The following is an 11,692-nucleotide window of genomic DNA, read 5'->3' as shown; positions in this document are numbered from 1 at the left end:
CAAGCTGATATGGAAAAGTTTGAAATAATATTTTATTCGTCGCCAGAAGGAGACTCCCATATAGAAGTCTTCTTTGAAGCAGAAACTTTTTGGTTATCGCAGAAGAAGATGGCAGCGCTATTTGATGTAGATGTGCGAACCATCAGTGAACACCTTAGAAATATTTATGCGTCTGGTGAGCTTGCTGAAACAGCAACTATCCGGAAATTCCGGACAGTTCAAAAAGAAGGTAGCAGGGAAGTAGCAAGAAGTATTGATTTCTATAATCTCGATGTTATTATTTCTGTGGGTTATCGTGTAAACAGTGTTTCTGCTACACAATTCCGTATATGGGCAACCAAAACCCTGCGTGAATTTATTATTAAAGGATTTGTGTTGGATGATGAGCGGCTGAAACAGGGCAAACAATTTGGCAGGGATTATTTTGAAGAACTGCTGGAGCGCATACGCGAGATAAGAGCCAGTGAAAGGCGTTTTTATCAGAAAATCACAGATATTTACGCACAATGCAGTATTGATTACGATCCTGTTTCATCCATTACTCAAACATTTTATAAAACCGTTCAAAATAAGTTGCATTGGGCCATTACGGGCAAGACGGCCGCTGAAATTATTGCTGACAGAGCTAAAGCCATTAGCCCGAATATGGGGCTGACCACCTGGAAAAATGCACCTGATGGAAAGATCCTAAAAGCAGATGTATGTGTTGCTAAAAACTATCTCTTACTGGAAGAAATGGATGAGTTGAATCGGATTGTGACAATGTACCTTGATTATGCGGAAAATCAAGCCAAACGGCAGATACCTATGGCTATGAAAGAATGGGTGGATCGTCTGGACGCGTTCCTTCAGTTTAATGAATATGCAGTACTGAAAGATGCTGGCAAAATCAGTCATGAAATAGCCCGTAGTCTGGCTGAGGCTGAGTATGAACAGTTCAGGGTAATTCAAGATGCAGACTTTCGTAGTGATTTTGATAAATCGTTGTTAGAGCAGGATGCTGATTTGGACAAAGCGATACAAGGCTTGCAGCAAAGGAGAAAATAATAATCTGAGATCATTTTATCGGCTTCAGGGAAAATGATCTGATCAATTTAAAATGTATGAGTGAAATAACAGTTACCAGCATTACACAAAGGGACATTGAGCGGAAGCAAATACGTATACTGGCAAATCAAAAGGAGTTGTTTCCGACTGAACAGCGAGGTTTTCCGAAGATCTATGATATAACAGTTATCTGTGAGTATACCGTTTATGATTGTACATATAAGATCGGGTCAAAGGATGGCAAAGCCCGAAGTGGTGTATTACGCTTAAAGGGTGGCTTAGAAGAGGCTCTGGGCAATACAGTAGGAAAGGTATTTGTATTCAAATGGACAGGTAATAATCAATATCATTTAACCTCTGCTAGGATATGAAGAAATCAGGTTATAAGCACACACCCCTCGGATGGATACCAGAGGATTGGGAGGTAAAGAAAATAAAGGACATTGCGAAAATCAGTTCAGGGACTACACCATTACGTAGTGTAGCTGAATATCACACAAACGGTACCATCTATTGGGTAAAGACAACAGATTTGAACAATTCTGTTGTTTTAGACACGGAAGAGAAAGTTACAGAACTTGCGCTCAAAGAGACCTCACTTCGTGTATATCCAAAAGGAACTGTTCTTGTAGCAATGTATGGAGGGTTTAACCAAATAGGAAGGACAGGGTTACTTGGAATTGATGCAACAATAAATCAGGCACTTTCTGCAATTACTGTCAATAGTGAAAAAACTGATGTGAAATTTCTTTTGGATTGGCTTAATGCGAATGTCGGATTATGGAAGAGTTTTGCGGGCAGTAGCAGAAAAGACCCTAATATAACAAGCAATGACGTGGGCGATTTTCCAATCGTTGATATTACTCTTCCCGAACAGCGTAGAATAGCTGCTATTCTTTCTATTTGGGATGCCGCCATATCTAAAGAGAAGCAGTTTATAGAAGCCCTGCAAATCCGCCATCGTGGCCTAATGCAACAACTGCTCAGTGGGAGAAAAAGATTAAAGGGTTTTAAGGGAAAATGGAAAGATGTGAGTTATGGAAGTCTACTGAAAGAAGTAAAGAGACCTGTTTTATGGAATGACAATGAGCGATATCAGTTAGTCAGTGTGCGAAGAAGGTCTGGGGGTATTTTCTCAAGAGAAGCACTATTTGGTCATCAGATTAAAGTAAAAGATCTAAGAACAGTAAATACGGGAGACTTCCTTTTTTCCAAGATGCAAATTGTTCATGGTGCGTCAGCATTAGTTACAGAAAAGTTTGCTGGAAATAAAATATCGGGTTCTTATATAGCTGTCGTTTCTAAAGATCCGAAAAAGTTAAATATACAATTTTTAAACTGGTATAGTCAACTTCCATATTTTTATCATCAGACTTACATTTCCAGTTTTGGGGTACACATTGAAAAAATGACATTTGACTTTGAGGCATTTTTAACTCTTAATATGGCTTTGCCCTCATTGGAAGAACAAACCGCTATTTCAACTATACTCAGCACATCCGAAAAAGAAATAAAAACCCACGATCGCCGTCTTGCCTACTTGCAGCAGCAAAAAAAAGGATTAATGCAGATATTGCTTACGGGAAAGGTAAGAGTAAAAACATAAACTAATAAACAGTTGTTTTATGCAAATACCCCTAGCATCATTTGTTGATTTCGTTTTGAAATCCGGTAGCCTCAAGAAAACATGTGCAGAGAAGATCAAGGCACAATTATCGGGAGCTTTTGATCCCGCCAAGGATTATTACAAACGCTTCCGTGAAGCTGTATATGAATTACACTCGAAATATAGCGATAAAGAAGAACTATCTAAAATCATAGGTCTGGTACCTGATAAGAAAGTAGATAACTATAATGCTATGATTACCGGATACAGGAAATTTCTTTGTACAAAGAAAATATCCTGGTTTGATCCACTCCGTAAAGAATGGAAATATGGAGGTCTTGAAATTCCCATTAATTCTGAATTAGGATTAGAGTGGAATAGAACAAATTATGTGATCAAACTTTATCTTAAGACAGACAGACCTTCAAAAGATAGGGTTGCAAGTATACTGGCGTTAATGAAATATACCATATCAGCCAAAGACTGCGTACATACTTTACTTGATGTTAGGAATAGCAAGCCTTATTTTTTTGAAGATTCAATGTTAGAACTTATTCCCCTGGTAGAAGCAGAGGCTACATCATTAGAACATCTGCTGAAATAAAACAATAACGATGTCTCACCCCTCTTTCCGCGAAAACGACGCTTCTCAGTTACCCGCCTTACAATTGCTAATGCGACTGGGTTATACTTATCTCAGTCCAGAAGAGGCATTAATGTCACGCGCTGGAAAAACCAGCAATGTGCTACTCGAAGATATTCTGCGGCGACAGCTCAAAGCTATTAATAGTATACAGGTTGGCAGCAATAAAACTACTGTATTCAGTGATGCAAATATAGAAGCTGGTATCCAGGCACTAAAAGAGTTACCTTTTCAGGATGGCTATATCAGCGCCAGCCAGCATGCTTATGAACGCCTTACTTTGGGCAAGGCATTGGAGCAAAGTATCGATGGCGATAAGAAGAGTTTTACATTACAATATATCGACTGGCAACATCCGGAGCGAAATGTATATCATGTTACTCAGGAATTTGAAGTTATGCGCACTGGAAGCCGCGAGCACATGCGTCCTGATATCGTTTTGTTCGTTAATGGGATACCGCTGGTAGTTATAGAGTGTAAGCGTCCAGATATGAAAGATCCACTCAGTCAGGCTATCTCGCAGCATATCCGGAACCAGACAGAAGATGGTATTCGCGCTTTATATGCATACAGTCAATTGCTGCTGGCCTGCGCTACTTTGCAGGCAAAATATGCCACTACTGATACTAAAACAGAATACTGGGCGAGCTGGAAAGAAGTCATAAAAGACAACAATAAACTGGAAGAACTGCTGAATCAACCCATCAGTGCGGCAGAGAAAGCTGCATTGGGTGCAACTCGTAAGGAAGCAGAAATGAATGCATGGATACAACGCCTGTCCAGCGGAGTAAACGCAAGTGTACAGGATACTTATATTTATTGCCTTTGCAGGCCGGAGCGCTTGTTGTCGCTTATCAAAGATTATATACTCTTTGAAGGAGGTCGGTTCAAAAAGATAGCCCGTTACCAGCAGTACTTTGCTATCGAAAAAATCATCGACCGTATCCGTGAAACTAAAGATGGTAAGCGCGCCGGAGGTGTAATCTGGCATACACAAGGTAGTGGTAAGAGCCTTACCATGGCTATGTTGGCACGACGTATTCACCAGGAAGTACGTAATCCTAAGATCGTGCTTGTTACTGACCGTGTGAACCTGGACACTCAGATTGCAGAAACCTTTGCTCAGGCTGAAGTACCTGTGCACCGCGCCCGTACCGGTGCCCAGCTAGTAGAACTGTTACAGAGCAAAAGTGATGCTGTGATTACCACAGTGATCAACAAGTTTGAAGCTGCTGTAGATCGCCTGGGCGCTACACCTTTGGAATCACCTGATATTTTTGTGCTGATAGACGAAGGACATCGCACTCAATACGGCAGCTTTAACGTGAAAATGCGGAAAGTACTACCCAATGCGTGTTTTCTGGCATTTACAGGTACACCGCTCATGAAGAAAGAGAAAAGTACTGCACAGAAGTTCGGAGGTATTATTGATGCTTATACTATACGTCAGGCAGTGGAAGATGGAGCTATAGTGCCTATCATCTACGAAGGAAGACATGCCGTGCAGGACGTGAATCAAAAGGCGCTGGATCGTGGATTTGAACATATATCTGAAGACCTGACATCGTATGAAACCGCTGATCTGAAAAGGAAATACAGTCGCGCCAATCTTATCGCCAAAACGGAACAACGCATAGACGAAATAGCTCGTGATATCAGTGCTCATTATTCGCAGAATTGGGGACTGGACCATACTGGCGAACGTAGTGGTTTCAAAGGTATGGTGGTTACGCCGGATAAAGCCACCGCTATTAAATATAAAAAAGCTTTAGATCTGATTGGAAAGGTCACCAGCGAAGTAATTATCTCCCCGCCAGATATGCGTGAAGGCTATGATGATATCCACGAAAGCCCTTCTGATGAAGTGGTCGCCTTTTGGAAAAGAATGGAAGCCAAACACGGAAAAAACTTTGAAGCTGGAATCATCACACAGTTCAAGAAAACGGATCATCCTGACCTGCTTATTGTGGTAGATAAGTTACTTACAGGCTTTGATGAGCCACAAGTAGTTGTAATGTATCTCTGCCGTAAACTGAAAGAGCATACCTTGCTACAAGCGATCGCACGTGTGAACCGCGTAGCACCTGGCAAAGACTGGGGGTATATCATTGACTATGAAGGAGTATTGGGAGAACTGGATACAGCGATGAATATTTATACCAGTTTAGAGGAGTTTGAGGCCACCGATTTGGAAGGAACTGTAACAGATATGTACACTGAAATAGACAGATTACCGCAGATACATTCTGAACTGAATGATATCTTCAACAAGCTCCCAAACAAACATGATATAGTCAGCTATAGTAATCTGTTGGCAGACAAAGCGATCCGTGAGCCATTCTACGATAAATTTAGCGAGTTTGCACGTTGTCTGAAACTTGCTCTCTCTTCGCTTGACTTTGAAAAAGACACGCATGAATCCCGGAAACAACGTTATAAAGAGGATTTGAAATTTTTCACCCAGTTACGTAACGCTGTCAGTCAAACCTACTCAGACAAAGTAGATTTTAGCCGTTATGAAAAGCAGCTGCAGAAATTATTGGATCAGCATGTTACTACCGAAGAAATCATACGTCTTACAGAGCAAGTAAGTATACTTGATACTGAGGCGTTTGAACGTGAATTGATGAAGATAATTGGTGATCGCGCGAAGGCTGAAACAATTGCAAGCCGTACATCACGCCACATAACAGAACGGATGGATGAGGATCCTGTGTTCTATAAAAAGCTGTCAGAACTTATACAACAAACTATTGCGGATCTAAGGGCCCAGCGCGTTTCTGAAGTGGAAGCCTTAAAAAAGCTAAACCAATATCGTGAGCAGGCGATTAACCGCAGTGGGGAAGATGTGCCACTACCATTAAAGGACAAGGCTGAATCTATTGCGTTTTATCGTCTGGGTATAGCAGAAGGCAAGTTATCCGAACTGCAAAGCATTAACTTTGCAGAAGTCACTGATAGTATCATCCGTCAGTATCTTATTGTTGATTGGCATCACAAACCAGATGTAATGCGGAGAATGAATTTTTACATCGGGGAATACCTGATTGATGAATTACATTTGTCTATAGAACAGGCAGAGTCTCTTGCCGATCAATGCATGGAGATAGCTAAAGCAAGGTACAAATCATGATACATGAACTAGAATACGGATCAAAAAAAATCAGCTATTATCTTGACTTCAGTAAGCGAAAAACACTGGGTATCACAGTAACACCTGATATGGATGTATTGGTGAAAGCACCAGAAGGAACGCCTCAGAAGTGTATTGAGGAGAAGCTGGGGAAACGTGCCCCTTGGATATTGAAACAGCAAAGTTATTTCCTTAGCTTTTATCCTAAAGTATCGGAGAAGCAATACCGGGGTGGTGAATCGCATTTGTATCTTGGTCGGCAGTATCGTTTGCGCGTAATTGCAGCAAAGAAAAACGAAGTACATTTTACTGGTAGAGAGATCAATGTGTATCATAACCCCAAAAAAACAGTAAAATCCGTGCTCCTCAATTGGTACCGGTATCGTGCAAAGGAGAAATTCGCGGAGATAGCTGAGCCCTGGCTTCAACGCTTCGAACAATACGGTGTACAACCGGAAGGTCTGTTTATCCAGGCAATGTCAACCCGCTGGGGTAGCTGTACAGCAAAAGGGAAAATTATCCTTAACCCGGAACTGATTAAAGCACCTAAAGCCTGCATTGAATATGTAATTATCCATGAATTATGTCATCTGATACATAAGCACCACACGAGTAAATTTTTTCAATTACAATCGTTGCTAATGCCTGATTGGGAAAAGTGGAAGAATAAATTAGAAACTGTGATGGCGTAATAGGTTAGGATATTGAGATACGATTCTTGTAGGATACACAAATAGATTATAACATCAACGACAGAAAAATGAACATATTTGGCAAGACAATACGTTTATTCCTGGTAGATGGTACAACCAACGGACTTACTACTGCGGAACTCAGTAATTGGACGGGAATCGGTATAAAAGTTCCTCGTATTAAGGTAAAAGAATATGTTACTCGATCTGAATTTCAGAAGCCAGGTATATATATTCTGATTGGAAAGAATGAGAATAACGAAGATGCAGCTTATATTGGTGAGGCTGAGATTATTTATGATCGCCTGATACAACATATAGCCAATAAAGAATTTTGGAACGAAGTAGTCTTTTTTAGCAGTAAAGATAAATATCTAAATAAGGCGAGCGTAAAATACCTCGAACACAGATTGCATGAGTTGGCGGTAAAGGCAGGCCGTTATAAGTTGGATCAGAATATCCCAACGAGATCTGAATTGTCTGAAGCAGAGCAGGCTGAATTAGAAGAGTTTTTAGCCAATATTAAAATACTTACAGCAACACTTAGTTATAAGATTTTCGAGACATTAGATGAAACTATAGAAACAAAATCAACTAAAGATCAGTTTTTTTATTGCAGAAATGGTGCTAGTGCCCTTGGTATCGGTAGACCATCCACCGAGGGTTTTATTGTTTTTAAAGACTCATTATTCATTATACCGCAACAGCCCTCATTAACAGAAAGTATACGTAATGAAAGAACTAAAATGTTGGCTGAAGGTATATTATTTCAGAGAGGAGATTTTTACCTTTTGACCAAAGATTACATTTTTAATTCCTCATCCCGTGCTGCGGCGGCAGTCCTTGCCAGGTCAGCCAGTGGGCCTCTAGAATGGAAGACAGATACCGGTATTCAATTGAAGCAACTTGAATTGTAGAACGGGATAATAGTAGAGGTATTCATACATAAATTAAATATTAAGTCTGGAGCCTAATAACAAACTTGCTTTATTTACTTCTCTATTTAAGGGTTGGAACTTCTTTCTCCCGATATTTCCCAGTAACCGTCTAGAACGGAGGTCATTGGGCCATCGATTTCGGTGATACTGGGCCACCCGTTTCGGGAATCATTATCACGATAAAAACTCATCAATTCCGAATTAGAAAAAGCACTGTGGTCTTTAAAATACTTTTTTAACTCATTGATGTAAAGTGACTTTTGTAAGTTAAAAGAGGTTTTCTCAAAAATACTAAATTTTGGCACAAAAGCAGGAAAGTGCAAAAATTAGAGATAATCGGACATGTAAGTCCTTAACAACAATAGAATCCAGGTTGGAGTTCATAGCCTATTAAAAAGCCGACATTTATGAAGAGTAAAATGTTGTATAACACTTGGACGACGTGAGAACCTATACAACATTTCTTATTTTGTAACCAAATCAGCCACTTGGTTGCGCAATTTCAATTTAATGATAATGAACTAGTTATTAATAAATCTATTTTATAGTAACCATTTAAACCAGTCAAAAATTACGATGAATCCCACTGAAATAAAATCATTTACTTCCCTTTTTAAAGGCCGGAATGATGTTTTTGCTTTACACTGGGAAAAGGGCACAAAATCTGGATACATGCCCGCCTATCAATTTGACCCTTACCGATATAAGGTGCATAAAATGAAAGGCGGTACCCTTAGTAATTTCCCCGAAAAGACTTATCAACACTTAACAGAAGAGCAGATAAAACGACATTTACAAGGAACCGACCTTATTGGCCTCTATCCTCTTTTAACAGATAATACATCGTGGTTTATCGCAGCAGATTTTGATGAAGAGAACTGGACTGATGACAGCCGTAAGTTTTTGGCTCTTTGCCAACAAAAAGGTATTCCTGCTTACCTTGAACGTTCACGTTCCGGAAATGGCGCACACGTCTGGGTTTTCTTTGAACAGCCCTACCCGGCAATGAAGAGCCGGAAAATACTGCTGTCATTACTAACAGACGCTCGTATCATTTCAACATTCGATAAGAATTCCAGTTTTGACAGGCTGTTTCCTAACCAGGATACACTCTCCGGAAAAGGCTTAGGTAACCTGATAGCCCTGCCTTTTCATAAACCAGCTATGGATAATGGGAATAGTTGCTTTCTTGCCCCCGAAACTATGGAAGCCTATCCAGACCAATGGCAATTCCTTACAACCATACAAAAAGCACAGGGATCTACCTTAGATAATCTATACGAGAAGTTAGGCTATACTGCATTATCAATAACTATTAATCCTAATCAAGGATTAACCATAATATTAAATAATGTTATCACAATAGCCAGAAATGGCTTACCCGTCATTCTGATTAATTATTTGAGAGAGGAACTGAAATTTTGCTAATACAGAATTCTTCATCCGGCAGAAGACAGGCAAAAGAACTTATGGCATTAAACGCTATTTCAGATTTATTGAAGAATCAAACGATGACATTATTATTCCCCGTGGATTTGCCGGACGGCTGCTTCGGTTTTGCATGGAAAATAATATTACCTACAAATTAGAAGATCAACGTCACAAAAGCCAAATTAGCTTTTCCGATTTGAGGCAATATTACGGGATTATCAGCAACAAGGAGTTTCTGCAACAGTAAAGAAGGATATAGGAGTAATAGTAGCACCTCCCGGTTCTGGCAAAACATTAATAGGTTTAAAAATAATTGCTGATAAACAACAGCCTGCACTTATTGTTGTGCATAGGAAGCAGCTAATGGAGCAGTGGGCAGAGCGCATTGCTACCTTTCTGGGAATTCCCACTCACGAAATAGGTAAAATAGGACAAGGAAAGTATAAGCCCGGAAAGCTGATCACACTGGCCACTATTCAAAGCCTGGTAAAAACAATAGCCAATACATCTAATAGCGATTTTACCAGTTCATTCGGAACGATATTAATTGATGAATGCCACCACATCCCCGCCGAAACATACCGAAGTACCATTCAGCAGTTTAATAGTTATTACCAGTATGGGTTTACTGCTACACCATTCCGTAAATACGACGATGGCAAACTCATCTTCATTCATTTGGGTGATGTTATTACGGAAATCAGCAGCCAACAGGTAACTAAATCTCCTCAACCAAGAATAGTTATACGAGATACGTCTTTGGATGTACCTTATAACCAGAAAACAGACCAATTTGAAACCTTGTCAAAAATTCTGGTACATGATTCGGAAAGAAATAGTCTGATCTCAAAGATATACTTAAAGAACTTGGCAACAGAAAGCGCGTCGTGGTATTAACCGAACGCAAGGAACATATTGATTCATTGTATCAATACCTGAAAAAGTCCTATGAAGCCATTACTTTAAGCGGAGATGATAGTACTAACAGCCGTGATAGCAAATGGAAGCAATTAAAATCAGGGAATTATCAGGTACTGATCACCACTGGCCAGTTTTTTGGAGAAGGTACTGATCTGGACAATGCTACCTGTTTGTTCCTTGTTTATCCATTCTCATTTGAAGGAAAACTCATCCAGTATATAGGCCGTGTACAACGATCAGAAATAGCACCTGTCATTTATGACTATCGGGATATTAAGATTGATTACCTGAACAAATTGTTTTTAAAGCGAAACACCTATTACAGGAAGTTAATCCGGCAAAGATCTTTGTTTGATGACCCGGTAGAAGAAATTACTCCTGTTGCCATAAGTGACATACTTACCATAGAAAAAGAGATTAAAGTTCCGCTCGAATCCCTTGAATTCAAATACGGTGCGATAGTTTTTTCATATACCTACAAGGAACCGGACGAGAAACTTGAATTTGAAATCGCGCATGAAGATATCAGACCGGAGTTTGAAGTTTTGAAGCCTTATTTTATTAAAGTGATGAAAACCAGAAACATAACTGTTTCTATATATGCAGAACTGGAAAAGGGAACGTTGGTCTCCCAATCAGCAGATTCTGCCGATGTAAAGATGATCAATAACGAAGTCATTGAGGGTGTACGATTCAGATTTGTTACAAAAACAATCCTGGGTAAATTTCCATTACCTGAACGCAATGTGCTGGACATAACAGAGCTACAAGCCGGACAGCCACTTTATGAAACCGGAGAGGAATTGATTGCAGATATATTGAAGCAGCCACATTTTAAGCATCATCAACAACTTCGCTACCTGGCCGAAAAACATGCCGGACATATTCTTAAAATCCGGTTTGTGCTTCAGCCATTCTCTTTCGTATTCCTTTTAGAAGGAGAAGAAATGTACCATGTGATATTAGAAACCTTGGATACCGAAGAAGCCAGCTATCTATGGCATTTTGAAAAGCAGCGGTCGTTATTACCTGTCTTTTTAAAAGAATTAGACAGGCAGCTAGATATTATCAGAAAGCAAGGTCGCCACACCTTCACTACTTCTGCACCAGAAAATTTCAGCCGGATTGTTCATGACTATAGCAACGAGCAGAAAGGCTTCATTACCTGGAAATATATGCTTGAAGAGCGGTTGGTATGATAATCAACCATTTAAAGCAGTACTTAGCCTTTTAAAATCCCCTAAAAAGTTCGACAATTCCCCGCCCTTCTCCACAAACCGG

9 protein-coding genes are annotated in these 11,692 nt (G+C 39.9%); all 9 read left to right on the top strand.

Annotation, left to right across the window (positions count from 1 at the left end; all coding sequences use genetic code 11):
* The first annotated feature begins 9 nt into the window (after positions 1–9).
* The 9 genes from BMZ72_RS12225 (at position 10) to BMZ72_RS36810 (ending at position 11,610) form a co-directional block, all read left to right on the top strand.
* Complete coding sequence (locus tag BMZ72_RS12225; RefSeq protein ID WP_089808636.1) at positions 10–1,047, top strand: virulence RhuM family protein; 1,038 nt, start codon at positions 10–12, stop codon at positions 1,045–1,047.
* A 367-nt stretch (positions 1,048–1,414) separates the two neighbouring features.
* Entirely contained in the window at positions 1,415–2,653 is a 1,239-nt protein-coding gene (locus tag BMZ72_RS12215) for a restriction endonuclease subunit S (RefSeq protein WP_089808632.1), read from the top strand.
* A gap of 19 nt (positions 2,654–2,672) precedes the next feature.
* Positions 2,673–3,257 (top strand): hypothetical protein, encoded by a 585-nt coding sequence (locus BMZ72_RS12210; RefSeq protein ID WP_143087677.1) that lies wholly within the window; start codon positions 2,673–2,675, stop codon positions 3,255–3,257.
* Positions 3,258–3,267: 10 nt separating this feature from the next.
* Positions 3,268–6,429 (top strand): type I restriction endonuclease subunit R, encoded by a 3,162-nt coding sequence (locus BMZ72_RS12205; protein ID WP_089808628.1) that lies wholly within the window; start codon positions 3,268–3,270, stop codon positions 6,427–6,429.
* Positions 6,426–7,121, top strand: a complete 696-nt coding sequence (locus tag BMZ72_RS12200; RefSeq protein ID WP_089808626.1) for a M48 family metallopeptidase — start codon at positions 6,426–6,428, stop codon at positions 7,119–7,121. The genes BMZ72_RS12205 and BMZ72_RS12200 overlap by 4 nt, the downstream gene beginning before the upstream one ends.
* Before the next feature lie 68 nt (positions 7,122–7,189).
* Entirely contained in the window at positions 7,190–8,038 is an 849-nt protein-coding gene (locus BMZ72_RS12195; RefSeq protein ID WP_089808624.1) for a GIY-YIG nuclease family protein, read from the top strand.
* 597 nt (positions 8,039–8,635) lie between these two features.
* Positions 8,636–9,487 (top strand): TOTE conflict system archaeo-eukaryotic primase domain-containing protein, encoded by an 852-nt coding sequence (locus BMZ72_RS36820; RefSeq protein WP_218155236.1) that lies wholly within the window; start codon positions 8,636–8,638, stop codon positions 9,485–9,487.
* Positions 9,488–9,694: 207 nt separating this feature from the next.
* Entirely contained in the window at positions 9,695–10,387 is a 693-nt protein-coding gene (locus BMZ72_RS37180; RefSeq protein WP_218155251.1) for a DEAD/DEAH box helicase, read from the top strand.
* Entirely contained in the window at positions 10,345–11,610 is a 1,266-nt protein-coding gene (locus BMZ72_RS36810; RefSeq protein WP_255373207.1) for a DEAD/DEAH box helicase, read from the top strand. Before BMZ72_RS37180 ends, BMZ72_RS36810 begins: the two co-directional genes overlap by 43 nt.
* Positions 11,611–11,692: the final 82 nt, after the last annotated feature.

Origin of the sequence: Chitinophaga sp. YR627, from assembly GCF_900114995.1 — a bacterium.
In the GTDB taxonomy this organism is placed as follows: domain Bacteria; phylum Bacteroidota; class Bacteroidia; order Chitinophagales; family Chitinophagaceae; genus Chitinophaga.
The sequence above is the reverse complement of the archived record's forward strand: the minus strand, read 5'-3'. Positions and strand labels throughout refer to the sequence as shown.

What these genes read in the sequence shown, in the direction of transcription:
- BMZ72_RS12210 (WP_143087677.1), top strand. Translation starts at nt 2,673, where the DNA reads ATGCAAATACCCCTAGCATCATTTGTTGATTTCGTTTTGAAATCCGGT.
- BMZ72_RS36820 (WP_218155236.1), top strand. Translation starts at nt 8,636, where the DNA reads ATGAATCCCACTGAAATAAAATCATTTACTTCCCTTTTTAAAGGCCGG.
- BMZ72_RS12215 (WP_089808632.1), top strand. Translation starts at nt 1,415, where the DNA reads ATGAAGAAATCAGGTTATAAGCACACACCCCTCGGATGGATACCAGAG.
- BMZ72_RS12195 (WP_089808624.1), top strand. Translation starts at nt 7,190, where the DNA reads ATGAACATATTTGGCAAGACAATACGTTTATTCCTGGTAGATGGTACA.
- BMZ72_RS12200 (WP_089808626.1), top strand. Translation starts at nt 6,426, where the DNA reads ATGATACATGAACTAGAATACGGATCAAAAAAAATCAGCTATTATCTT.
- BMZ72_RS12205 (WP_089808628.1), top strand. Translation starts at nt 3,268, where the DNA reads ATGTCTCACCCCTCTTTCCGCGAAAACGACGCTTCTCAGTTACCCGCC.
- BMZ72_RS12225 (WP_089808636.1), top strand. Translation starts at nt 10, where the DNA reads ATGGAAAAGTTTGAAATAATATTTTATTCGTCGCCAGAAGGAGACTCC.